We start from the raw sequence: 23,414 nt of genomic DNA on the forward strand, positions 1-23,414 counted from the left end.
CGGTGGGGGGGGGGGGGGGGGGGGTGGGGGGGGGGGGGGGCGGGGGGGGGGGGGGGGGGGGGGGCGGCGGGGGCCGCGCGGGGGGGGGGGGGGGGGGGGGGGGGGGGGGGGGGGGGGGGGGCCCCGGGGGGGGGGGGGCCCCGCCCCCCCCCGCCCCCCCCACTCCGGCAGTCGGCCGCGGAGCCGTCGGCCGCGGAGCCGTCAGCCGCGCAGCTCGGCCAGCCAGGCCTCGACCTCGGCGGAGCCGCGGGGGAGGTCGGCGGAGAGGTTCTCGTTGCCGTCCTCGGTGACCAGGATGTCGTCCTCGATCCGGACCCCGATGCCCCGGAACTCCTCCGGCACGGTCAGGTCGTTCTGCTGGAAGTACAGGCCCGGTTCGACGGTGAGCACCATGCCCGGCAGCAGCGTGCCGTCGACGTGCTCCTCGGTGCGGGAGTGGGCGCAGTCGTGGACGTCGAGGCCGAGCATGTGGCCCGTCCCGGCCAGGGTGAAGCGGCGGTGCAGGCCCAGCTCGTACACCTTGTCGGCGGTGAGGTCGCCGAACAGGCCCCAGGCGGTGAGGTGTTCGGCCAGTTCGCGCTGGGCGGCGTGGTGGAAGTCGCGGAAGTCCGCGCCCGGCCGTACGGCGGCGATGCCGGCCTCCTGGGCGGCGTGCACCGCGTCGTAGACCTTGCGCTGGACGTCGGTGAAGCGGCCGGAGACCGGCAGGGTGCGGGTCACGTCGGCGGTGTAGAGCTCGTTGGTCTCCACGCCCGCGTCGAGCAGCAGCAGGTCGCCGGGGCGGGCCTGGCCGTTGTTGCGCACCCAGTGCAGGGTGGTGGCGTGCGGCCCGGCGGCGGCGATGGTGCTGTAGCCGACGTCGTTGCCCTCCAGCCGGGCGCGGACGAAGAAGGTGCCCTCGATCAGGCGCTCCGGCGTCGCGGCGTCCGTGCCCAGGACGCGCACCACGTCCTCGAAGCCGCGGGCGGTGGCCCGGCAGGCGTGGCGCAGCTGGGCGATCTCGAACTCGTCCTTCACCAGCCGCAGGCCGGAGAGGAAGACCTCGAACTCGGCGTCCCGCTCGGGGTCCGTGCGCCCGCCGACGGCGGCCTCCACCCCGGCGTCGTGCCGGCGCAGCACCCGGACCGGGGCGGTGGCCGCGGCCAGGTCGGCGTGCGCGGTGCGGACGTCCCGGCAGGGCAGGCCGAAGAGCTTCTCGCTCTCGGTGAGGCTGTTGCGGCGGCCGTCCCACAGTTCGCCGTGGTTGTCGAGCCAGAACTCGCCGCTCTCGATGTCGGAGCGGTTGCGCAGGTAGAGCACCGCGCGGTGGCCGCTGGCGCCGGTGGGCTCCAGGACCAGTACGGCGTCCTGGGACTGGTCCCCGGTCAGGTACACGTAGTCGGAGGAGGGGCGGAACGGGTAGTCGGTGTCGTTGGCCCGCACCTTGGGGTTGCCGGACGGGACCACCAGCAGCTCGCCGGGGAAGGCGGCGGACAGCGCGGCCCGGCGGCGCTCGGTGTGGGCGGCCTGCGGGATCGGCTCCAGGGCGTGGCGCTCGGTGTCGGCCCAGCCGCGCTTCATGCTCTCGGCGAGTTCCTCGGTGACCCCGCGGGTGAGGCCGTTCTTGCGGTACTTGATGGTCTCGGTGGCTTCGGTGGGCTCGGTCACAGCGAACTCTCCTGAGGGGGCGGGGAGATGCGGCGCCTCGTCGCGCCGACCTGCCTGGTACGCGGGTACGTAACAAGCGTTGTGTACCGTATATCGAACGGCGTCCGAAGAGAAGGGGCCGGTGCCGGATCCGGGAACCGGCCACGGCTGTTCGCACACATCGCCTACCATCCCGGCGGGGGGAGGACCGGTGCGCGCGCGCACGACCGGGCCGCTCGCCCCTGCGGCGGCCCGGACCCGGTGCCGACCGTTCCGACGACCGGGAGTTGACTCGGTGACACTGATACCACGCACCGGCCGGGGCCTGACGGCCGCGGCGGTGCTGCTCGGACTGGCCGTGGCGCCGGCGGGCTTGGCCGCCGCGCCCGCCGCCGCCCTCGGCTCCGCACCCGCCGCCGCCCTCGGCTCCGCACCTGCCTCCGCATCTCCGGTGCCGGTGAACCTCGCGGCCGCGGGCCCGTTCGCCGACTCCTTCCGGCAGAGTCCGGCGCTCAACACCGCGCCGCTGCGCGGGTTGAACGTCGGCCTGGACCAGCGCCAGCAGGGCAGCGCCCGGACTGTCTCCTGGACGAGGACCTCCGGCCGCTGGGACACCTCGGTGGCGCCGGACTCCTCGTACGTCCAGGTCAGCACCTCGGACCAGCCGAACCGGCTGGTGTTCACCACCGGGATCTCGGCGGTCATGCTGGGAGCGCCGGTGATCGCGGACGCCGACGGCTCGTACACCGTCTCCACGGTGGTGGATCCGGCGGTGGGGGACACGACCAGCGGCGACTGGGCCTCGCTGGTGCTCAGCCGCAGCCACCGCGCCAACGGGTACGTCACCAACGCGGACGTGGACCTGGGGCTGACCGTCACCTCGGCCGGGAAGCTGGCGCTGTTCCACGGCGGGGGCGGTGAAACCCCGTTCTGGCAGGGCTCGGTGGCGCCGGCCGACCGGTACGCGGTCGCGGTGAAGGTGTCGACCGGCGCGGACCGGGCCGTGACCCTGACGGTCAACGGCACCGCGTTCACCGTCACCGGCCCCGGGTCGGTCAACCGCTGGCCGAGCAGCGCGTTCCTCTACCTGGGGGCGTACCTGTCCAACCCCGGCGAGCTGACGACCTTCGGGGACGGCAGCGGCACCGGTGTGAACGTCAGCCGGATCGACGCCGCCGCGACAGCCGGGGCGAAGCCCTTCGTGGACACCTTCGACGGTGCTCCGGCGGGCGGCGACGACGGCCTGAACGACGACCTGAGCGCCCGCCAGCCGACCCTGGTCTCGGCCAACTACACGGCGGTGTCCGGCACCAAGGGCCTGGCCGCGACACCCCCGGCGGGTTCGGTGCGGGTCAACAGCCCCGCCGCGCCCAACGTGCTGTCCTTCCCGCAGGGCACCGCCGCCGTCCGGCTGGGCAAGCCCGTCACCGCGGACCTGTCCGGCTCCTACACGGTGCAGGCCCGGCTGACCCCGGCCGTCGGCCGCACCAGCGGCACGGACGCCGCGACCCTGCTGGTCAGCAACGCCTCCGGCGCCACCGGCGCGGTGGACACCGACGACGTCGCCCTCGGGCTCAGGCTCCAGGCCGACGGCACGCTCAAGCTCTACCAGGGCGGTACGCCGCTGCCGTTGCTGAGCGGCGCCGTCCCGGCCGGCTCCGGCACCCACGACGTCGCACTCACCCTCGCGGGCGGTGCCGCCCGGCAGGCCGTCGTCACCGTGGACGGCACCACGGTCTTCGCCGGCCAGACCCCGGCCGGCCTGCCCCGGGACGGCTACCTGCACCTCGGCGCGCAGCACAGCACCCCCGGCACCGTCACCACCGCCGACGACCTGCGGGTCAGCATGCTCGGCGGGCTGGACTACTACGGCTACTTCGACGTCATGGACCCGGACCAGTTCAACAACAACGTCGACCACAGCGCCGAGCTGTTCCCCTGGACGAACATGAACAGCTTCGTCGGCCAGGACCTCACCGATCCGCGCTACGCCGGCTTCCTGGACTACTGCCGCCCCGCCTCCTGCGTCATCGACGTCAGCAAGCAGGTCGCGGTGCCCACGCCGACCTGGCCGGTGAGCACGCCCAACCCGGACGCCCCGGCGGCGCTGGCCGGGCTGGCCGCCCGGATCGGCGCCAACCTGGACAAGCTCTCCGCGATCTACACCCTGGACGAGCCCTACTACCACGGCTTCGACGCCGGCCAGGTGCAGACCCAGGTCAACCAGGTCCGGGACGCCTTCCCCGGCAAGATGCTGGCCTACACCACGGACACGGCGCACCTGACCTCGCCGGTGCCGAGCGGCGTCGACCTGGTCGGCTTCGACGACTACTGCCCCGGCCGCGGCACCCTGGAACAGGAACTGGCCGCGTTGCAGGGCGCCCTGGCCTCGCCCGACCAGCACCTGGTGATGTTCCCGGAGTCGTTCAGCAAGAACATGGGGGCCTGCGGGACGGCCCCGGACGCGCAGATCGCCGCCAACAACGCCGACTACCGCGCCATCGCGGCCCAGCACCCCCGGGTCGTCTACCTCCAGAACTTCCGCTGGCTCAACTCCCAGCAGGGCGCCGACTGGCCGCTCACCACCCAGCGCCAGCGCGCCATCGGCACGGCGGTCATCAACGCCACGCCGACCCCGGCGGCCTCCGGCGTCGGCATCTACCGGCCCGGTGACCGCAGCGTCAGCGAGAACAGCCACAACGACGTCTTCCTCGGCGGCTCCGGCACCTCCCCGCTGTTCACCGACCCGGACGACGTCCCGCTGACCGGCCACTGGAACGGCCCCGGCACCGACACCATCGGCGTCTACCACCGGGCGACGTCCACCTTCGTGCTGTCCAAGGCCGACGGCACCACCAGCACGTACCGCTACGGCAACACCGGCGACCTCCCGGTGGTCGGCGACTGGAGCGGCACCGGCCGCACCACCATCGGCGTCTACCGGCCCGGCGACCAGACCTTCTACCTCAGCGACGACAACGCGAACCCCACCTACTCGCTCAAGTTCGGCAACCCCGGGTGGACCCCGCTGGTCGGCAACTGGAGCGGCAGCGGCCGCACCACCATCGGTGCCTACGACCCCGGCACCCGGACGTTCTACCTGCGTGACACCAACACGCCGGGCGGGCAGGCGGACCACACCTTCCAGTACGGCAACACCGGCGACATCCCGATCAAGGGCGACTGGGACGGAACCGGGACCGACACCGTCGGCGTCTACCGGCCCAGCGACCGGAGCTTCTACGGATCGGCCAAGGAGGGCACCCTGACCGTCTACGGCACCCGCTTCGGCAACTGGGGCGACCAGCCGCTGGTCGGCAACTGGGGCTGAGCGTTCGTAGGCTGAACGGCGGGCCCGGCCGGCCGGCACCGGTCGGCACCGGTCGGGCCCGTACGGAGCAGCGCGACGGGACAAGGGCGCCGGGGTGCGCGGAAGGGGGCGGGGTGAGCGGAAGGTTCGGCTGCGCGGAGTGCTACGGCGAGGACCCGGAGGCGGTGTGGGCGCGCCAGCGGGAGGGCTTCGCGTACGAGGCGGCGGTGGTGGCCGACCCGCACTTCTCGGTGTCCATCCGCCGCTGCCTGGCCTGCGCGCAGCGGTTCGGCTGGATCCGCACCGAGTTCACGAACTGGTCGGGCGGTGACGACGCCTCCTACCTGACGGTCGTGCCGCTCACCGGCCAGGAGTCCACCGCCCTGGCCGTCGGCACGCTGGCCCCGCTCGACCTCGGCACCCTCGGCGAGGGCCGCCGCCACCTGCACCACGACCGGCCGAGCAGCGGCCCGGCGCGGCTGCACTGGGCCACCGGGCCGTTCCCGGTGGAGGAAGGCCACTGATCCTGACCGACCCTGCCGCGGGGAGCGGTGCGGGCGCGGTGAACGCGCGGTCCGGCACGGTGAGGCGCGGGCTTCGAGACTCCTCGAAGCCCGCGCCGACGTGTTGATCGGCTGTCTACCGGCTGCTGCGAAGGTGCGGGCGCTGGAGTCCCACGTGAGCAAGGAGCAGGGAAGTGTTGCGAACCATGGTGGCCCGTACCGCGGTTGTCGGTGCGGTGGTGTTGGCGGGGGTGTCCGGGCTGTTCGCCGTGGCGGCGGGGGATCCCGCACGGCACGGCTCGCCGGCCGCACCGCCGTCGGCCTGCGGGGGGTCGGCGGACGTGCAGTGCCTGGCGAGCAAGATCGCCTGGAACGGAACGGGGCTGGTCATCCGGCTGAGGTGACGGACCCGTCGGCGGTGGCGAGGGCCGTGAGCAGCGACCGGGCGTCGGCGGACTCCGGGGCACCCAGGCCGCTGAGCAGTCGGTGCGCCTGCGCCGCGTGAGTGCGGGCGGCGGGGTGGTCGCCGCGGGCGGTCACCGCATGGGCCAACACCAGGTGGGCGAGGGCGCGTTCGCGCTGTCGCCCACCTCGCGTGGCGAGCCGGAGGGCCTCGGTCGCCTCCTCGACGGCCTCCTCGACCCGCCCGAGCAGGCGCAGCACCTCGGCCAGGCGGCTGCGGGCCGCCGACTCTCGGTCCAGGTCCCCGGCGGGGCCCGCGCGGTCGACGCAGGCGCGCAACTGGGCGGCGGCGTCGTCGAGTCGGCCCAGCTCCCGGTGGGCCAGGCCGAGGACGTAGTGCACGTAGGCGGTCATCGCGGCGTCGGCGGTGCCGTCGGGTTCGGCGAGGAGCCGCCCGCAGGTCGCCGCGGCCTCCTCGGCGTGACCCGTGCGGATCCGGGACAGCGCCGCGTTCGCGGTGCTCGCCACCTCGCCCGAACGGTGGCCGAGGTGGCGGGCGAGGGCCGCCGCCTGGTCGAAGGCGGCGATCGCCTCCTCGTGCCGGGCCTGGGCCTGGGCGATCAGGCCCAGGTCGTTGAGGGCCTGCCGCAGCACGGCCGGGTCGCCCGCGTCCTGGCAGGCCCCAGCCGCCCGGCGGGCCTGCTCGGCGGCCTCGGCCAGCCGGGCCCGGCCCAGCAGGACGGTGCCGAGGAGGAACCGGGCACGGCCCTCGGCGGCGCGGTCGCCGGTGTGGAGCGCGGTGGCGACGAGGAGGCGGGCCGCCTCCTCCGCCCGCCCGGCGACGGCACCCAGGCCGAGGGGGCTCAGGGCGATCAGCAGGTCGACGGCCGAGCGCAGGGTGGCGGAGTCCGGGTCGAGGGTGGCGAGGGCTGCGGCGAGCGCGACGGCGGCGGGCGTCTCGGACCGGGCCCAGCGGCGGGCCTCCGGCAGGTCCGCGAAGACCGGGTGGGGCGCCGGTGCACCGAACACGTCGGCGACCGGGTCCCCGGGGACGGCGAGGGCGAAGGCCGTACGGGCGTGAGCGAGGAGCAGGGCCAGCAGGCGGTGGTGGGCGGTGCTGCGTTCGGTCGGGTCGAAGTGCAGGGACGTCCGGCGGGCGAAGGCCCGTACCAGGTCGTGGAAGCGGTAGCGGCCGGGGCCCGTCGACTCCAGCAGGGCCTGGTCCACCAGCGCCTCGGCGAGGTGCTCCGTTTCGTGCTCCGGCAGGTCGAGCACGGCGGCCGCCGAAGCCAGGCCGATGTCCGGTTCCACCCAGGCGAGTCGGCGGAAGGCTGTCGCCAGGGGCGGGGGGAGGAGACGGTAGCTGAGCTCGAAGACCTGCTCGGCGAGCCCCTCCCGGTCCTCGGCCAGGCTGCGGAGGAGGTCGGCGATCGGCTGGTCCGGGGTGGCGGCGAGCCGGGCGGCGGCGATTCGCAGGGCCAGCGGGAGGCGGCCGCAGGCCTCGACCAGGTGCTCGGCGTCGGAGTGCTGGGCGGATCGCCGGGCGAGGCCGATGACCGAGTCCAGGAGGCCGATCGCCTCCTGGCGGCTGAACACGTCCAGGGCGATGCGCAGGACGGACGGGACGCCGGGCAGCGCGGTGCGGCTGGTGACGAGGACGGCGCAGTCGGAGGAGCCGGGGAGGAGAGGCTGGAGCTGGGCGTCGTCACGGGCGTTGTCGAGCAGGATGAGCAGTTGCTTGCCGGTGGTGACGGTACGGAAGAGCGCGGACCGGCCCGCGAGGTCCTGGGGCACGGCGGACGGGCGGATGCCGAGGGTGGTCAGGAAGTCGGCGAGGACGTCGGAGGCGCTCGCGGGGACGAGGTCGGCACCCCGGAGGTCGGCGTAGAGGCGGCCGTCCGGGAAGTCCGGGCGCAGGGCGTGGGCGGCGCGCACGGCGAGGGCGGTCTTGCCGACGCCGGCCATGCCGGTGACGGTGACCAGGCGCAGGCCGGTGCTGGTGCGGTCGGTGAGGGCGCGGGCGATGTCGGCGACGTGGGCCTGGCGGCCGGTGAAGTGGGGAGGGGAGGAGGGGAGTTGGTCCGGGTCCAGCTCGTGGCGGAGGGCGGTGATCTCGGGCCCTGGCTCGATCCCGAGGTGCTCGACCAGGCGGGCGTGGAGGGCGTCGTGGACGGCGCGGGCCTCTGCGGTGCGGCCGCTGCGGTGCAGGGTGCGGATGAGGAGGGCCTGGAGGCGTTCGCGGAACGGGTGTTCGGCGGCGAGTGCTGCCAACTCCGGTAGCTGGTCGGCGGAGTGGTCGAGGGCAAAACGCTCCTCCTGGAGGGTGAGGCGGAGCTCGGAGAGGCGCTGGCGTTCGCGCTCCATGAGGGGGCCGGGCAGGTCGGCGAGCGGCTCGCCGCGCCAGAGGGCGAGGGCGTTCGAGAGGTGGGCCTGGGCCTGCTGCGGGTGCTTCCCGGCGAGTTCGTGGAGCTGCCTGACCCGCCAGAGATCGACGTGGTGGGGATCGATCGCCAGCCGGTAGCCACCGGATTGGGAGAGCAGGAGCGAAGGCTTCTCGCGTACGGGCTCAAGGAGCTTGCGTAGCTGGGAGATGTACGAGCGGAGGGCGACGACGGGAGATCCGGGCGGTTCGTCGCCCCATAAGTCGTCGGTCAGTTGGTCGATCGCCACGACGGAGTTCGGCCGCAGGAGGAGCGCGACCAGCACCGCCCGCTGCCGAGGCGCCCCCAGCTCGACGGTCGTATCGGCGCGCTGCACCCGCAGCGCGCCGAGTAAGGCGAACTCCAGCGGAGCTGGATCGGCGCCCGGCCGCATGGCGTTCCCCCTGTGGGCCGACGGAATCAGACGGAGCCGAACTCGCCGGACTTGATGCCGGTGATGAAGGACTCCCAGGCGTCCGTCCCGAAGGCGAGCTGCGGGCCGTCGGGGTCCTTGCTGTCGCGGACGGGGAGGACCCCGGGGAGACCGGGGGCGACCTCGATGCAGTTGCCACCGCCATTGCTGTACGAGGACTTCATCCAGGAGGCGGGCGTGGCAGTCGCGATGGGGAACATGGCGTCGAGCTCCTTGAGACGCTTGCGGACGAGACTCAGTGTGTCCGCAACTGAGAGGGCTTGGGTCTGGAGCCAATCGTAAGTCCTTACGAGGGAACGGATCTCGCTCTCGTCGTCACGCTCGACGTAACCGCGTTGGATGGTCTCTAGATATGCCATCCACGCCCCGTCCGGGGCGGACAGAAGCATGAACGGCCAGGTCGTTGGGAGGTCTGCGCCGAGGCTGGACGGCGCGATCTGCAGCTTGACATGCGGGAGGCTGGCCACACTCTCCAGTCGACGCAACTGTTCGGCCATGACGAAGGGGCCGCCAACGGGCCGAAGGCAGCTCTCCTCCATCACAACATGGAATGAGGGAGCGGGTTCCCGGTAGATGACGGCCTGCCGAGCCATGCGCACGTTCAGGCGTTCGCTGACCTTGTCCGGAGTGATCTCCCCACGTCGGGCTGCGGCGTTGATGAGCGCGGAGGCGTAGCCCCGGGTCTGGAGCAGTCCGGGAATGACGTTCAGCTCGTAGATCTTGAAAGCGGTGGCCTTGCCCTCGTGTTCGAGGTAGGCGAGGAATCCGCCGATCAAGGTGCTGCTCTTCGTGCTCCAGTACAGGAGTTCAAGCGCTCCACACGTGTCGAGCACCTTGTCGGCCCGCCGGAGGAGCTTGAGCGGGGCGGGGCGCTCTCCTGTTTCGATCAGGGAGATCAGCGAGTCGCTGTAGTTGATCAGCTTTCCGAGCTCGACCTGCGTGAGGCCCCTCGCCTTGCGGAAGCGGCGCAGCTGTTCGCCGATTGCCTCGTTCGGAGTAGGGGTCTGCTCAAGCTCCTGCTGCGCCATGGTCATCACGCCATTCCACAATGCTGGCTGTCAAAGTGAACCTCTTCCGATGCTAGGCGCAATTGGCCACCCTTGGTGAGGAGTTAGCAACAGAGAGGAGTTATTCCGTGGATATGACTAACGCTCAATCTGGCGAAAGCATCATCCTCCAGCGGAGCTTCCCGCCCTGCCGGTGTCCCCGGTGTGGCGATTCCATCCCGGAGGCGGGGCTGGCCGACCACGCCATCGCCCCGGCGGCGCCGCCCGCGCGGCGGGTGGCGCCGCCGTGCGAGCCCTACCGGCCCTCCGTCCTCGGCGAGCGGGTCTTCGACGTCCGTTCCGGCCGCTGGGCCGCCTTCATGGGGTGGCAGCACGGGAGCGCCTTCCTCCGGCCTCTCGGTGGGGGCATCGAGTGGGACACCGAAGCGCGTTGGATCACGAACACCGAACTGTGAGATGCCCGATGAGCAGCATGATCAACAAGATCACGGCCGAGGACCGGCGCGACGCGGCCGACATTCTCGACGACCTCCAAGCCGTCCTGAACGCCGCCGAGATCAAACTCCCCTCCCTCGGCATCGACTGGCGCCTCGTCAAGGAGACCGGCGTTCTCCTGATCGACCTGGGCTCCGCCCGGCCGGACGTCATCGAGCGGCTGGTCGTCGTCCTCCGCAGGGGTATGCGACCCTAGCCACCGCCGGTGTGATCACCATCGGCAGCTTTCTGCTCGCCGGGGCCGTCGTCCTCGCGATTCCCGGCGACATATCCCCGGCGGCCGACGCGCTGGTGTTCGTCCTCGTCTTCCTCGCCATCTCCACCGGTGGATTCTCCATCGCCGCAGGATGGTTGAGGGTACGCAGTTAGCAATGGCTCGGGCTTCGAGCGCCGCTCGAAGCCCGAGCCTGTGCTCATGCGCCCGGGGTGTCCTCCTCCGCCGTGAGGAGGGCCAGCAGGCCGGGGAAGCGCTGTTCGAGGTCGGCCCGGCGGAGGGTGGCCATCCGGCTGTTGCCCCGGTCGACCTGGCGGATCAGGCCGGCTTCGCGCAGGGTGCGGAAGTGGTGGGTGACCGTCGCCTTGCTGACCGGCAGCGCGAAGGAGCTGCAGGTTCGGGCCTCGCCGTCGGGTCCGGCGGCCAGTTCCCGGACCACGCGCCGCCGTAGGGGGTCGGCCAGGGCGCTCAGCACCTTGCCGAGCTGGATCTCCGTGGGCGCGGGGTGTCCCTCGTCGTCGGGCATCGCGGTCACCTCCAAGGTATGGCTTGCATCGTACCTCGGGGCGGCTCTACCGTACGAGAGGTACGACGCACGTCGTACCTACTTCGTACCTACTGGATCGGAGACCCCCTGTGGACCAGCCCTTCACCCTCGTCGGCCTCGCCCGCCCCAAGCCCGAGCGCGCGGAGGAACTGCGCCGGCTCCTGCTCTCCTTCGTCGAGCCCACGCGCCGGGAGCCCGGCTGCCTCGAGTACCACTTCCACGAGGACCGGGACGAGCCGGGCGCCTTCGTCTTCTACGAGGCCTGGCGGAGCCAGGAGGACCTCGACGCCCACCTCGCCCTCCCGCACCTCCGGGATTTCTGGGAGCACCGAATGGACTACCTGGAGCGGGACTTGGAAATCCGCTACCTCACCATGCACAGCCCGTACCGGCCGGCTCCGCGAGTGGGGGCGAACGAGGGGGAGCAGCGCGCTCAGACGCCGTTGAGGGCGTAGCTGCGGAAGGTGGCCAGCAGCGGCAGCACCTCGGTCTTGTTGGGGTCCTCGGTCACGGCCCGCATCGCGTCGATGACGGTGTGGGCGATGACCTTGGTGACGGTGAGGTCGTCGGCGGCGGTGACCGTGCCCCAGGCCTTGAGGGTCTGGGTGAGCAGGGCGCTCATCCGGGCGCCGATGTTGGCGCTGACGGCGTCCGAGAGCTCGGCGATCTCCTCGTCGCTCATGCTGGACCGCAGCCCGAAGGCCAGTGCCATCAGCGTGTCCATCGCGTGCTCGCCGTACGCGGCGACCAGCGCCGGCAGCGACTGCTCCCCGGCCGCGCCCGCCGCGAGGGCGACCAGCGCCTCGTCGTCGTCCTTCCAGGCCGCCTCCAGGGCGGCCAAGGCCCGGAGGGCCTCGTCCATGCTCAGCCCGTCTGTCATGTGGGCAACCTAATGAGCATCCGGTGCCCGAATCTGCAATTCGGGCACCAGGATCACTCCATCGAGCGAAGTCAGGGCCGTTCCGGCCGGTGGACGTGTGCGAAGTGCTCCGCGTTCCAGCGGCCGCCCAGTTCCGGGGCCAGGGAGGCGACGGCCAGGGCCGCGAAGTCCTCGGCCGAGCCGGCCCGTTCCGGCAGGGCGCCGAGCAGCGGGGCGCCGGCCGAGCGGGGCAGGTCGGCGAGGTTGCAGCGTTCGGCGAGGCCGGGCTCGGCGGGCCAGGAGCCGACGACGACGCCGGCGAGCGGGAGTTCGCGGGCGGCCAGGGCCTCGGCCGTGAGCGAGACGATGTTGAGGGTGCCCAGGCCGGCGGAGGCGATCAGCAGCACCTCGGCGCCGAGGCCCGCCTCCCGTACGGCCCGGGCCTGGTCGGCCAGCGTGCGGCCCTCGTCGTCGTAGCGGACGAGCAGGCCGCCCGCGCCCTCGACCAGCACCAGGTCGTGGGTGGCGGCGAGGTCGGCGACCTCGGCGACCACCTCGGCGGGGGAGAGGTAGGGCATCCCGGCCCGCCGGGCGGCGGTGTCGGGGGCCAGCGGCTCGGGGTAGCGCACCAGCTCACGGACCGTCAGTTCGCCTGCCAGGCGCCGCACTTCGGCGGCGTCGCCCGGCTCGTCCGGTGCGACGCCGGTCTGTCCGGGCTTGAGCACGGCGACCTTCCGGCCGTCGTGCAGCGCGGCCGAGGCGAGGGCCGCGGTGGCGACGGTCTTGCCGACGTCCGTGTTGGTGCCGGTCACGAAGAGGATGCGCGCGGTCATCCGGCCACCGCCGCGGCGGTCACTGCGGCAGCGATGCGTGCCACGTCCTCGTCCTCCGTCACGTAGGGGGGCATGGTGTAGATCAGGTCCCGGAACGGGCGCAGCCAGACGCCCGCCCGGGCGGCGGCCTCGGTGGCCGCCGGGACGTCCACCGGGTGGTCCAACTGCACGACGCCGATGGCGCCTTGGACCCGTACGTCGCGTACGCCCGGCAGGTCAGTGGCCGCCGCGAGGCCGTCCCGCAGGCCGCCCTCGATGCGCTTGACCTCGACCGCCCAGTCCTGCCCGAGCAGCAGGTCCAGCGAGGCGTTGGCGGCCGCGCAGGCCAGCGGGTTGCCCATGAAGGTCGGGCCGTGGGCGAGCACGGGCATCTCGCCGCGGCTGATGCCGTCGGCGACCTCGCCGGTGCACAGCGCGGCGGCCAGGGTGAGGTAGCCGCCGGTGAGCGCCTTGCCGAGGCACATCACGTCGGGGGAGACGCCCGCGTGGTCGGCGGCGAACAGGGCGCCGCTGCGGCCGAAGCCGGTGGCGATCTCGTCGAAGACCAGCAGCACGCCGTGCCGGTCGCAGAGTTCGCGCAGCATCCGCAGGTAGGCGGGGGAGTGGAACTGCATGCCGCCCGCGCCCTGGACCACCGGTTCGACGATGACGGCGGCCAGCTCGTCGGCGTGACGGACCATCAACTCCTCGAACTGCGCCGCGTATGCGGGGTCGAGCGGGGCGTCGAAGCCGGCCGGCGGCTGCGGGGCGAAGAGCTGCCCGGGCAGCACCCCGCCCCACAGGTGGTGCATCCCGCCGTCGGGGTCGCAGACCGACATCGGGTGGAAGGTGTCGCCGTGGTAGCCGCCGCGCCAGGTCAGCAGTCGGCGCTTCTCGGGCCGGCCGGTGGACTGCCAGTACTGGAGGCACATCTTCATCGCGACCTCGACCGCGACCGAGCCGGAGTCGGCGAGGAAGACGTGCTGGAGCGGCTCCGGGGTGATCTCGACCAGGCGGGCGGCCAGCCGCACGGCGGGCTCGTGGGTGAGCCCGCCGAACATCACATGGCTCATCCGCCCCAGCTGCTCGCGCACCGCCTTGTCCAGCACCGGGTGCCGGTAGCCGTGGATCGCCGCCCACCAGGAGGACATGCCGTCGACCAGTTCGCGCCGCCCGCCCGCGACGGGCTCCACCAGACGCAGGCGGACGCCCGAGGCGGATTCGACCACGTACGGGGTGACGGTGCCGGGCATCGGCCCGTACGGGTGCCAGACGTGCGCCCGGTCGAGGGCGAGCAGCGTGTCCGCGGACAGCTGGGACATGGTGAGATCGCTCCGGAGTGTGCGGGAGGGTCAGGCGTTGGGCGCGAGTTCGGTGCCGGCGCCGCGGCGGCGGACCTTGACCAGGTCCTCGCGCAGCCCGTCGTTCGTGCCCTCCACGGCTGCGGCCGGGGCCGATGCAGCGTCGGTGTCGTGCGCGTGCCCGCCGCACGGCCCGCAGCCGCCGCCGCTGCCGCAGGCCGAGGCCGCGGTGCCGCACCCGGAGCCGGAGGCGGCGGCAGCGGCCACGTCGGCGCGGTGGCGGGGCAGGGTGGCCTCGCCCGCGCCCTCGACCTCGAAGCCCGCGTCCTTGATCATGTCGAGGTCGGCCTGCCCGGCCTGGCCCTCGCTGGTCAGGTAGTCGCCGAGGAAGATCGAGTTGGCGATGTGCAGGCCGAGCGGCTGCATGGTGCGCAGGTGGACCTCGCGGCCGCCGGCGATCCGCACCTCGGTGTCGGGGTTGACGAAGCGGACCATCGCCAGGATGCGCAGGCAGCGCTGCGGGGTGAGGTTCCACTCCTTGGCGAGCGGGGTGCCCTCGAAGGGGATCAGGAAGTTGACCGGGACGGAGTCCGAGCCGAGCTCGCGCAGCGCGAACACCACGTCGACCAGGTCCTCGTCGGTCTCGCCCATGCCGGCGATCAGGCCGGAGCAGGCGGACAGGCCGGCGCCGTGCGCCTTCTGCACCGTGTCGACCCGGTCCGCGTAGGTGTGGGTCTTGGTGATGGTCCCGTAGGTGTTCTCGGAGGTGTTGAGGTTGTGGTTGTAGGCGTCGGCACCGGCCGCCTTGAGCCGCTCGGCCTGGTTGTCGGACAGCAGGCCGAGGCAGACGCAGATCTCGACCTCGGGGTCGGCGTCCTTGATGGCGGCCATGGTGTCGGTGACCCGGTCGATGTCACGGTCCGTCGGGCCGCGGCCGCTGGCGACCAGGCAGACCCGCTTGGCGCCGCCGGCCACCCCGGCGCGGGCGGCGTCGGCGGCCTGGTCCGGCTTGAGCCAGGTGTACTTGAGGATCTCGGCCTTGGACCCGAGCCGCTGGGAGCAGTAGGAGCAGTCCTCGGGGCAGAGTCCGCTCTTGAGGTTCACCAGGTAGTTGAGCTTGACCCGGCGGCCGAACCAGCGGCGGCGCACCTTGCCGGCCGCGGCGACCACGTCGAGCAGCTCGTCGTCGGTGGTGGCGAGGACGGCCAGGGCCTCCTCGCGGGTCGGGACTTCGCCGCGCAGGCCCTTGGCGGTGAGGGTATCGAGCAGATCCATGGGGCCGATCCTGCCTGCTGGCGCTCGAATGGCGCCAGAGCAAACCCACCAGAAGATCCCCGGAAGGATGTGCCGATTGCCACAGTGTCGAAGCTCACGGCGTCGGCGCTGGTCACGCGCTTGACGGCGGCGCCGAAGGGCGGTTACCGGCGGGTAGGTCGGAGGTGGGGCGGAGGCGGGGTCGAGGGTGGGGTCGGGGGTGGGGCGGGCGAAGATCGACAAGCCCCCGACCCCGTGACCGGCGCCACTCGGCGGGTGCTTAGAATCTGCGCCATGACCACGCAGGGGGAGCGCACCCCGACTCCGGGAGAGGGCCAGGACGGCCGGGCAGGACAGCGGACCGGCGGGGGAGCCGAGGGGGCCGTCGGCACCGGGCGCAGGCGCGGCCTGCGGCTGAACGGCCGCCGGGCGGTCGGCTGGGTCGCCGTGGTCGGCGTGGTCGCGGCCGGCGGATGGATCATCACCCGCGAGACGCCCGGCGACTACATACCCGGCCTGGGCCCGTCCAAGGCGGATGCCACCCGCACGCCCCCCGTGGTCGGCGCCCCGCCGCCCGTCACCGACCCCGAGGGCCTCAACGCCGACAACCTCTTCCCCGCCCAGCGCCCGGTCGAGGTCGCCGGCTACAAGGCTCGGCGCAACGGCATCCGGCAGGGTGAGAAGTGCGACGAGGTGCTCCAGGACCGCACCCAGGAACTGCTCAAGGACACCGGCTGCCAGGCCTATCTGACGGTCAGCTTCACCGGCGTCGACCGCCCGGTGCTCTCCAGCGTCACCCTGCTGCGCTTCGCCGACCAGTCCACCGCCGCCAGGGCCGCCGACACCCTGCGGGGCAAGCCCGGCGCGGTCGCCTTCATCCTCGCCGACACCACCATCGCGCCCGCGCAGTCCGGCGGCGGCAAGCCGGGCGGCGAACCGCGGATCGAGGCCGTCGGCCACTACGTGACCGTCACCAGCTCCCGCGCCGGCGACGCCCGCCCGACCGGCAGCCCCGCCGCGGGCACCCCCGCGGCGACCACCCCGGCGCCCGGCGCCCCGGGCACCGGCGTCGAACCGAACCTGGACGAGGCCACCCGCGCGCTGTCGTACGCGGCGGGGCAGCCGTTCGTCTGGATGCAGCCGTAGCACGGCGGTGTGACGAACGGCCAGGGGCCCGGTGCGACGCGCGCCGGGCCCCTTCGCCGTCCGAGCGGCCGTCAGCCGCCGAGCCGGTCCACCGCCGTCAGCCGTCGAGCCGGTCCACCGCCGTGACCCGCACCACGGCCCGGCCCTCCTCGTCCGAGCCGTACAGGTCGACCTCGGCGCTGATGCCCCAGTCGTGGTCGCCCTCCGGGTCGTCGAAGATCTGCCGGACCTTCCAGGCGGAGTCCTCCTCCTCGATGATCAGCATCTTCGGGCCGCGCGCGTTCGGACCGGTGCCCAGGTCGTCGTACTCGTCCCAGTAGCCGTCCATGGCGTCCGCCCAGCGGTCCGCGTCCCAGCCGTACTCGCCGTCCAGCTCGCCGAGTTCGTCCCAGCGCTCCAGCGCGCACAGCTCCACCCGGCGGAACATCTCGTTGCGCACCAGCACCCGGAAGGCCCGGGCGTTCGCCGTCACCGGCGCCGGCTTGTCGTCCAGGGTGACCTCGGCGGTGGCCGCCTCGGTCGGGTTGGCCAGCTGCTCCCACTCGTCCAGCAGGCTGGAGTCGACCTGGCGGACCAGCTCGCCGAGCCAGGCGATGACGTCCTTCAGGTCGTCGGTCTTCACGTCCTCGGGGACGGTCTGCTCCAGCGCCTTGTACGCCCCGGCCAGGTAGCGCAGCACGATGCCCTCGGTGCGGGCGAGTTCGTAGAAGCCGACGTAGTCCGAGAAGGTCATCGCCCGCTCGTACAGGTCGCGCACCACGGACTTCGGCTGGAGCTGGTGGTCTCCGATCCACGGGTGCGCCCGGCGGTACACCTCGTACGCGTGGGTGAGCAGCTCCTCCAGCGGCTTCGGGTAGGTGATCTCCTGGAGCCGCTCCATCCGCTCCTCGTACTCGATGCCGTCCCGCTTCATCTCGCCGACGGCCTCGCCGCGTGCCTTGTTCTGCTGGGCGGCGAGGATCTGGCGCGGGTCGTCGAGGGTCGCCTCGACCACCGAGATGACGTCCATCGCGTACGCGGGGGAGGTGGGGTCGAGCAGTTCGAAGGAGGCCAGCGCGAAGGTGGACAGCGGCTGGTTGAGCGCGAAGTTCTCCTGGAGGTCCAGGGTCAGGCGGACGATCCGGCCCTCCGCGTCCGGCTCCGGCAGCCGCTCCACCACGCCGCCCTCCAGCAGCGAGCGGTAGATCGCGATCGCGGTGCGGATGTGCCGGCGCTGGGCCGCCTTGTCCTCGTGGTTGTCGGTGAGCAGCTTGCGCATCGCCTCGAAGGCGTTGCCCGGGCGGCCGATCACCGACAGCAGCATCGCGTGGCTCACCTTGAACCGGGAGACCAGCGGCTCCGGGTCGGCGCCGATCAGCTTCTCGAAGGTCTCCTCCGTCCAGCCGACGAAGCCCTCCGGCGCCTTCTTCCGCACCACCTTGCGCTTCTTCTTCGGGTCGTCCCCGGCCTTGGCGACCGCCTTGTCGTTCTCGATCACGTGCTCCGGCGCCTGGGCCACGACCTGGCCCACGGTGTCGAAGCCGGCCCGGCCCGCGCGCCCGGCGATCTGGTGGAACTCGCGGGCGCGCAGGATGCGCACGCGCTGGCCGTCGTACTTGGACAGGGCGGTGAACAGCACCGTGCGGATCGGCACATTGACGCCCACACCGAGCGTGTCCGTCCCGCAGATCACCTTCAACAGGCCCGCCTGGGCGAGGCGTTCGACCAGCCGGCGGTACTTCGGCAGCATGCCCGCGTGGTGCACGCCGATGCCGTGGCGGACGAAACGCGACAGGTTGCGGCCGAACTTGGTGGTGAAGCGGAAGCCGCCGATCAGCTCGGAGATGGCCTCCTTCTCCGCCTTCGAGCACATGTTGATGCTCATCAGCGACTGGGCCCGCTCCACCGCTTCCTTCTGGGTGAAGTGCACGACGTAGACCGGCGCCTGGCCGGTCTGCAGCAGCTCCTCCAGGGTGTCGTGCAGGGTGGTGCGGCGGTACTCGTAGAACAGCGGCACCGGGCGGGTCGCGTTGCGCACCACCGTGGTCGGCCGGCCGGTGCGGCGGGTCAGGTCCTCCTCGAACCGGCGCACGTCGCCCAGCGTCGCCGACATCAGCAGGAACTGCGCCTGCGGCAGCTCCAGCAGCGGGATCTGCCAGGCCCAGCCGCGGTCCGGCTCGGCGTAGAAGTGGAACTCGTCCATGACGACCTGGCCGATGTCCGCCCGGGCACCGTCGCGCAGCGCGATCTGCGCCAGCACCTCGGCCGTGCAGCAGATGATCGGCGCGGTCGGGTTGACGCTGGCGTCACCCGTCATCATGCCGACCTGCTCGGTACCGAACATCTTCACCAGGTCGAAGAACTTCTCCGACACCAGCGCCTTGATCGGCGCGGTGTAGAAGGTCCGCTGCCCCTCCGCCAGCGCCGCGAAGTGCGCACCCGCCGCCACCAGGGACTTTCCCGAGCCGGTCGGCGTCGCCAGGATGACGTTGTTCCCGGAGACCAGCTCGATCAGCGCCTCCTCCTGCGCCGGGTACAGCGTGATCCCGCGCTCCTCCGCCCAGGCCGCGAAGGTCTCGTACAGCGCATCGGGAGTGGCGGGCTTCGGCATCAGATCAAGGAGGGTCACCGGGCTATCTTGCCTGCTCGCCGCCACCCCCGGCAAAGCCTCCGGGCGGCCGGCGGCCGGGCCCCGGTTGTCACGACCGGCCAGTGGGCCGCGCCGATCATGTGCCGAGTGGCACATTGATCCCCGTTCGCGGGGCGTGTCAGAGTGCCGGACATGGCCCTCCCCCTCGCCTCCCAGCCCCGCCCCGCTGTCGCGCCCGACGCGCTCGACGCCGCGCCCGACGCCGGGCCCGCCCCCGCGCACGTCTTCGACTGGCTCGACGAGGCCGCCGCGCTGCGCGCCGACGCCGGGCTGACCCGCACGCTGCGCAGCCGGCGCGCGGAGGACGCGGTGCTGGACCTCGCGGGCAACGACTACCTGGGGCTGACCAGGCACCCGGCGGTGACCGGGGCCGCGGCGGAGGCCGCGCTGCGGTGGGGCGGGGGGTCGACCGGGTCCCGGCTGGTGACCGGGACGACCGCGCTGCACACCGAACTGGAGCGCGAACTCGCCGAGTTCTGCGGGGTCGAGGCCGCGCTGGTGTTCTCCTCCGGGTACACGGCCAACCTCGCCGCCCTCACCGCGCTGACCGACCCGGACACCCTGATCGTCTCCGACGCCTACAACCACGCCTCGCTGATCGACGGCTGCCGGCTGGCCCGCGCCGACGTCCACCGGGCCCCGCACAGCGACCCGGCCGCGGTCGCCGACGCGCTGGCCGCGCGGGAACAGCGGCGGGCGCTGGTGGTCAGCGACTCGGTGTTCTCGGTGGACGGCGACGCGGCGCCGCTGCGCGCACTCTCCGAGGCCGCCCGGAGCGGCGGGGCCGCCCTGCTGGTGGACGACGCCCACGGGCTGGGCGTGCTCGGCCCCGGCGGGCGCGGCGCACTGGCGGCCGCCGGGCTGGCCGGGCAGCCGGACACCGTCGCCACCGTCACCCTGTCGAAGTCGCTCGGCTCCCAGGGCGGCGCCGTGCTCGGCCCGCGCCGGGTCGTCCGGCACCTGACCGAGACGGCTCGCACCTTCATCTTCGACACCGGCCTCGCCCCGGCCGCCGCCGGCGCCGCCCTCGCCGCGCTGCGCCTGCTGCGCGCCGAGCCGGAGCGCGCCGAGCGCGCCCGCGAGGTCGCCCGCACCCTCGCCGCCCGCCTCACCGCCGCCGGCCTGCACGCCTGCCAGCCCGACGCGGCCGTGGTCTCGGTCCGCGCCCCGGGCCCGGAGGCCGCCGTCGCCTGGGCCGCCGACTGCCTGCGCGCGGGCCTCGCCGTGGGCTGCTTCCGGCCCCCGTCCGTCCCGGACGGCATCTCCCGCCTGCGCCTGACCGCCCGCGGGGACCTCACGGACCAGCAGATCGCCGACGCCGTCCGCACCATCGCCGACCTCGCCCCGGCGGGCGCCCGGATCGCATGACCGCCCGGCGGCCGGGGTCGACGGCGGCCCGGGGTTCGATCAGGGCGTGAGGTCGATGACCCGTACGGGCTGACCGGCCCACCGCGCGGGGTCGGTGGTGGCGACGACCGCGCCGGACGGACGGTCCGGGGTGGGCGCGGCGGCGTGGCGGGCGTGGGCCTGGGCCCAGGTGGTGTCACCGGCCACGGCCAACGCGGCCGAGAGGTCCAGATCGAGGACGGTGACGCCAGGAAGTGCCGCCAGGTGCTCGGCGGTGCCGGGCCGGGCGCGGTCGGCCTCCACCAGGGCGCACGCGGGTGCGTAGAGGTACCAGCCCGCCTCGGCGTGGGCGCGGTGGATGAGACGGGATGCCAGCAGGTTGCCGCGTCCGGCCGCGACCATGGCGGTGTCGTCGAGGACGACGTGCAGTTCGGTCACCGGATCTGCGCCTGGGCCAGGCGCCGGTCGAGTTCGGCGTCCAGTTGCCGGGTGTGGGCGGCGTCCGGGTCGTAGCCGTTCCAGGCCTTGAGGGCCGCGCGGGCCTGTTCCGCCCGCTCGGCCCGTTCGGCGGGGGTGAGCAGGGTCTCCGCGAGGTGGGCGAGGTAGGAGCGCAGCGAGAGGTGCTCGGCGGCCGCGATCTCGGCGAGTCTGTCGCGTGCTTCGACGGGGATTCGAACGTTGGCATCGGCCATGGGAGGCTCCCTTCGGTTGCCATCAGGGTACGGGTACGCACCCGTACCCGCCAAGCGGGTCGGCGTGTCACGGCTGCCCGAGGACCAGCAGGGCCTCGGCGCCGACCGGCCGGTAGTCGGCGGCCTGGAAGGCGCGGACGCTGGGGGCGTTGCCGGGGGCCTGCTGGGCCCAGACCACCTCGCCCTCCGGCAGCAGGTGGCGGGCGGCGGTGGCGAGGGCGCGGCCGAGGCCCCGGCCCCGGGCGTGCGGGTCGACCTCGACGGCGGTCTCCCAGCGGCCGGCCACGCCCCGGCCCAGGATGAGCACGCCGCCGTCCGCCTCGTACACTCGGACGTCCTCGCGGTAGCGCAACGCCCGTACCACGCGCGGGTGTTCGCGGTCCTCGACCGGGCTGAGCGGCAGCGGCGGCCCGCCCGGGAGGCGGTCGGCGACGGTGAGCAGGTCGATGTTGTTGACGGTCCGCCCGGTCCGCTCGGCGAAGGCGCTGAGGAAGGGCGGGCAGAGCGGGACGGACAGCGGGTCGCCCGGGGCGGCGGCGACGGCGGCGCGCACCCAGTCCGGGTCCTGGTCGGTGAAGACCACGGCGTGCGCGGCGAAGGAGACCACCCCGGCCTCGCGCGGCGAGGGCTGGGGTACCACCGTCACCGAGCCGTCCGGCGGCGGGAACACCCCGCCCGCCGCGTCCGCCAGGATCTCCCCCAGCCCCCGTGCACCCATGTCCGTTCCCTCCCTGGAAAGTTGTCCGGTCCAGTTGATCACCGCGGGCGGCGATACACCAGCAGGTACCGCCAGAACAGCAGCCGCCGCAGCCGGAAGCCGGGCAGGTGCCGGGTGGCGTACGCCCGGATGTCGGGGAGCGAGGTCTGCGGCATCGCGATCGGCGCCCGGACGGCCGGTGGTGGTGCGCCGCGTTCGCGCAGGTGGACGGCGAGGCGGCAGAGGGCGTTCACGGGGACGGCGGCCAGGCTGATCAGCCGGTCCCCGGGGGTGGTCTCGCGGTAGCAGCCCAGCACGACCAGGACCCCGCCGGGCGCGAGCGCCTCGCGCAGCCGGGCCAGGGTGTCCAGCGGCAGGTGGTGGAGGCTGGCCAGGCAGGAGATGAAGTCGTAGTGGCCGGGCGGCAGTTGGAGCGCGGTGAGGTCGCTCTGCCGGTAGTGGACGGCGGCCGGGGCGGAGGAGCCGCGCGCGGCGGCGAGGACGGCCTCGTCCCGGTCGACGGCGTCCACCTCCAGGCCCCGGCGGGCGAGCGCCCGGGCGAAGCGGCCGGTGCCGCAGCCGACGTCCAGGGCGCGGCGGGCGCCGGGCGGCACGGTGCGCAGCACGGACCGGTGGTAGTGGTCGTTGTGGTCGAAGGGCATCCGGTCAGACTACGAGGAGGCCAGGAGCCCAGGAGCCCAGGAGGCTAGACGGCCTTCTTCCGGGCCCGGCTGGGCTGCACCCGGGTCGGTTCGCCGGCGGCCTTGGGGTGGTCGGGCGGGTACGGGAGTTCGCCGAGGCCCTCGTCGTGCAGCTGCTTCTCGTACAGCTCCAGCAGGCCGTCCAGCCGGTACGCGTGGTCCGCCATCTCCGCGTTGGGGTCGCCGAGTTCGGCGAAGCGGGCGGGCACCGTCCGCAGGTCGAAGTCCTCGGGGGCGGCATCGTCGAGTTCGTCCCAGCGCAGCGGGGCGGAGGCGGTGGCGCGGGGGCGGGCGCGCAGCGAGTAGGCGGAGGCGATGGTGCGGTCGCGGGCCATCTGGTTGTAGTCGACGAAGATGCGTTCGCCGCGTTCCTCCTTCCACCAGGCGGTGGTGACCTTCCCCGGCATCCGCTGTTCCAGCACCCGGCCGAGCGCGATCACAGCGTGCCGCCCGTCGGTGAAGGTCCACTCGGGCACCAACGGGACGTAGACGTGCAGGCCGCGCCCGCCGGAGGACTTGGGCCAGCCGCGCAGCCCGTACTCCTCCAGCAGGGCGCGCAGTTCGTGGGCGGCGCGGACGGCGTCGTGGAAGTCGGTGCCGGGCTGCGGGTCGAGGTCGATGCGCAGTTCGTCGACGTGGTCGGTGTCGCCGCGCCGGACCGGCCAGGGGTGGAAGGTGAGGCAGCCCAGGTTGGCGGCCCACAGCACGGCGGCCGGTTCGGTGGGGCAGATCTCGTCGGCGGAGCGGCCGCTGGGGAACTCGATCCGGGCGGTGGGCAGCCAGTCCGGCAGGCCCTTGGGGGCGCGCTTCTGGTAGAAGAACTCGCCGTCGACCCCGTCGGGGAAGCGCTGGAGGGTGGTGGGCCGGTCGCGCAGCCCGTGCAGCACCCCGTCGGCGACGGCCAGGTAGTACTGGGCGACGTCCAGCTTGGTGAAGCCGCGCTCGGGGTAGTACACCTTGTCCGGGTTGGACAGCCGGACGGTGCGCCCGGCGACTTCCAGTTCGACGGCTGTGCCCAT

Annotated in this window: 23 protein-coding genes; 9 read left to right on the forward strand and 14 right to left on the reverse strand. The window is 73.3% G+C overall.

Going from position 1 to position 23,414, the window contains the following annotated elements; translation table 11 throughout:
* Positions 1 to 201: 201 nt before the first annotated feature.
* Positions 202 to 1,647, reverse strand: coding sequence for an aminopeptidase P family protein (locus tag AB0F71_RS35395; RefSeq protein WP_360243779.1), 1,446 nt, complete (start codon positions 1,645 to 1,647; stop codon positions 202 to 204).
* Between the two features lie 274 nt (positions 1,648 to 1,921).
* Here AB0F71_RS35395 and AB0F71_RS35400 point away from each other — a divergent pair, with 274 nt between their 5' ends.
* The 3 genes from AB0F71_RS35400 to AB0F71_RS35410 all read left to right on the forward strand — a co-directional run bounded on the left by AB0F71_RS35400 (position 1,922) and on the right by AB0F71_RS35410 (position 5,843).
* Positions 1,922 to 4,957 carry a hypothetical protein gene (locus tag AB0F71_RS35400; protein ID WP_360243782.1) on the forward strand — a complete coding sequence of 1,012 codons (3,036 nt, stop codon included), beginning with the start codon at positions 1,922 to 1,924 and terminating at the stop codon, positions 4,955 to 4,957.
* Between the two features lie 113 nt (positions 4,958 to 5,070).
* Positions 5,071 to 5,460, forward strand: a complete 390-nt coding sequence (locus AB0F71_RS35405; protein WP_360243785.1) for a hypothetical protein — start codon at positions 5,071 to 5,073, stop codon at positions 5,458 to 5,460.
* Between the two features lie 173 nt (positions 5,461 to 5,633).
* The gene (locus AB0F71_RS35410; protein ID WP_360243788.1) at positions 5,634 to 5,843 is read left to right on the forward strand and encodes a hypothetical protein; all 210 of its coding nucleotides are present in this window, start codon (positions 5,634 to 5,636) and stop codon (positions 5,841 to 5,843) included.
* On the opposite strand, the gene AB0F71_RS35415 is transcribed toward AB0F71_RS35410, so the two are convergent.
* Positions 5,827 to 8,655, reverse strand: coding sequence for a BTAD domain-containing putative transcriptional regulator (locus tag AB0F71_RS35415; RefSeq protein WP_360243791.1), 2,829 nt, complete (start codon positions 8,653 to 8,655; stop codon positions 5,827 to 5,829). The two genes, AB0F71_RS35410 and AB0F71_RS35415, sit on opposite strands and share 17 nt — an antisense overlap.
* A gap of 26 nt (positions 8,656 to 8,681) precedes the next feature.
* A complete protein-coding gene (locus tag AB0F71_RS35420) occupies positions 8,682 to 9,728 on the reverse strand; it encodes a Scr1 family TA system antitoxin-like transcriptional regulator (protein WP_360243794.1) in 1,047 nt (348 codons plus the stop codon).
* A 101-nt stretch (positions 9,729 to 9,829) separates the two neighbouring features.
* On the opposite strand from AB0F71_RS35420, the gene AB0F71_RS35425 reads away from it, so the two are divergent.
* Genes AB0F71_RS35425 through AB0F71_RS35435 form a run of 3 tightly spaced genes read left to right on the forward strand, consistent with a single transcriptional unit; the run spans position 9,830 to position 10,565 of the window.
* Complete coding sequence (locus AB0F71_RS35425; RefSeq protein WP_360243797.1) at positions 9,830 to 10,156, forward strand: hypothetical protein; 327 nt, start codon at positions 9,830 to 9,832, stop codon at positions 10,154 to 10,156.
* Positions 10,157 to 10,164: 8 nt separating this feature from the next.
* Positions 10,165 to 10,392: a hypothetical protein gene (locus AB0F71_RS35430; protein WP_360243800.1), complete on the forward strand. Its 228-nt coding sequence runs from the start codon at positions 10,165 to 10,167 to the stop codon at positions 10,390 to 10,392.
* Between the two features lie 11 nt (positions 10,393 to 10,403).
* Entirely contained in the window at positions 10,404 to 10,565 is a 162-nt protein-coding gene (locus AB0F71_RS35435) for a hypothetical protein (protein ID WP_360243803.1), read from the forward strand.
* A 44-nt stretch (positions 10,566 to 10,609) separates the two neighbouring features.
* On the opposite strand, the gene AB0F71_RS35440 is transcribed toward AB0F71_RS35435, so the two are convergent.
* Complete coding sequence (locus AB0F71_RS35440; RefSeq protein WP_360243806.1) at positions 10,610 to 10,936, reverse strand: helix-turn-helix domain-containing protein; 327 nt, start codon at positions 10,934 to 10,936, stop codon at positions 10,610 to 10,612.
* Positions 10,937 to 11,046: 110 nt separating this feature from the next.
* On the opposite strand from AB0F71_RS35440, the gene AB0F71_RS35445 reads away from it, so the two are divergent.
* Complete coding sequence (locus AB0F71_RS35445) at positions 11,047 to 11,412, forward strand: putative quinol monooxygenase (protein ID WP_360243809.1); 366 nt, start codon at positions 11,047 to 11,049, stop codon at positions 11,410 to 11,412.
* Here the strand turns inward: AB0F71_RS35445 and AB0F71_RS35450 are convergent.
* From AB0F71_RS35450 to bioB, 4 genes are all read right to left on the reverse strand, one after another.
* Positions 11,391 to 11,837, reverse strand: coding sequence for a hypothetical protein (locus AB0F71_RS35450; RefSeq protein WP_360243812.1), 447 nt, complete (start codon positions 11,835 to 11,837; stop codon positions 11,391 to 11,393). The two genes, AB0F71_RS35445 and AB0F71_RS35450, sit on opposite strands and share 22 nt — an antisense overlap.
* 71 nt (positions 11,838 to 11,908) lie before the next feature.
* Positions 11,909 to 12,649 (reverse strand): dethiobiotin synthase, encoded by a 741-nt coding sequence (bioD, locus tag AB0F71_RS35455; RefSeq protein ID WP_360243815.1) that lies wholly within the window; start codon positions 12,647 to 12,649, stop codon positions 11,909 to 11,911.
* A complete protein-coding gene (locus AB0F71_RS35460) occupies positions 12,646 to 13,950 on the reverse strand; it encodes an adenosylmethionine--8-amino-7-oxononanoate transaminase (RefSeq protein WP_360243818.1) in 1,305 nt (434 codons plus the stop codon). Before AB0F71_RS35460 ends, bioD begins: the two co-directional genes overlap by 4 nt.
* A gap of 30 nt (positions 13,951 to 13,980) precedes the next feature.
* Positions 13,981 to 15,204 (reverse strand): biotin synthase BioB, encoded by a 1,224-nt coding sequence (gene bioB, locus AB0F71_RS35465; protein ID WP_360243821.1) that lies wholly within the window; start codon positions 15,202 to 15,204, stop codon positions 13,981 to 13,983.
* Positions 15,205 to 15,477: 273 nt separating this feature from the next.
* Between bioB and AB0F71_RS35470 the strand changes: the two genes are divergently transcribed.
* Positions 15,478 to 16,329: a hypothetical protein gene (locus tag AB0F71_RS35470; RefSeq protein ID WP_360243824.1), complete on the forward strand. Its 852-nt coding sequence runs from the start codon at positions 15,478 to 15,480 to the stop codon at positions 16,327 to 16,329.
* Positions 16,330 to 16,426: 97 nt separating this feature from the next.
* Here AB0F71_RS35470 and AB0F71_RS35475 read toward each other — a convergent pair whose 3' ends face one another.
* Positions 16,427 to 18,937: a DUF3516 domain-containing protein gene (locus AB0F71_RS35475; RefSeq protein WP_360243827.1), complete on the reverse strand. Its 2,511-nt coding sequence runs from the start codon at positions 18,935 to 18,937 to the stop codon at positions 16,427 to 16,429.
* A 153-nt stretch (positions 18,938 to 19,090) separates the two neighbouring features.
* On the opposite strand from AB0F71_RS35475, the gene AB0F71_RS35480 reads away from it, so the two are divergent.
* Positions 19,091 to 20,326, forward strand: coding sequence for an 8-amino-7-oxononanoate synthase (locus tag AB0F71_RS35480; RefSeq protein WP_360243830.1), 1,236 nt, complete (start codon positions 19,091 to 19,093; stop codon positions 20,324 to 20,326).
* Between the two features lie 39 nt (positions 20,327 to 20,365).
* Here the strand turns inward: AB0F71_RS35480 and AB0F71_RS35485 are convergent, their stop codons facing one another.
* The 5 genes from AB0F71_RS35485 to ligD form a co-directional block, all read right to left on the reverse strand.
* Positions 20,366 to 20,734, reverse strand: a complete 369-nt coding sequence (locus AB0F71_RS35485) for a hypothetical protein (RefSeq protein ID WP_360243893.1) — start codon at positions 20,732 to 20,734, stop codon at positions 20,366 to 20,368.
* A 5-nt stretch (positions 20,735 to 20,739) separates the two neighbouring features.
* The gene (locus AB0F71_RS35490) at positions 20,740 to 20,997 is read right to left on the reverse strand and encodes a hypothetical protein (RefSeq protein ID WP_360243833.1); all 258 of its coding nucleotides are present in this window, start codon (positions 20,995 to 20,997) and stop codon (positions 20,740 to 20,742) included.
* 67 nt (positions 20,998 to 21,064) lie between these two features.
* Complete coding sequence (locus tag AB0F71_RS35495; protein WP_360243836.1) at positions 21,065 to 21,715, reverse strand: GNAT family N-acetyltransferase; 651 nt, start codon at positions 21,713 to 21,715, stop codon at positions 21,065 to 21,067.
* A gap of 38 nt (positions 21,716 to 21,753) precedes the next feature.
* A complete protein-coding gene (locus tag AB0F71_RS35500) occupies positions 21,754 to 22,356 on the reverse strand; it encodes a class I SAM-dependent methyltransferase (RefSeq protein WP_360243839.1) in 603 nt (200 codons plus the stop codon).
* A 44-nt stretch (positions 22,357 to 22,400) separates the two neighbouring features.
* Complete coding sequence (ligD, locus tag AB0F71_RS35505) at positions 22,401 to 23,414, reverse strand: non-homologous end-joining DNA ligase (RefSeq protein ID WP_360243842.1); 1,014 nt, start codon at positions 23,412 to 23,414, stop codon at positions 22,401 to 22,403.

The organism is Kitasatospora sp. NPDC028055 (assembly GCF_040637885.1).
Classification (GTDB): domain Bacteria; phylum Actinomycetota; class Actinomycetes; order Streptomycetales; family Streptomycetaceae; genus Kitasatospora.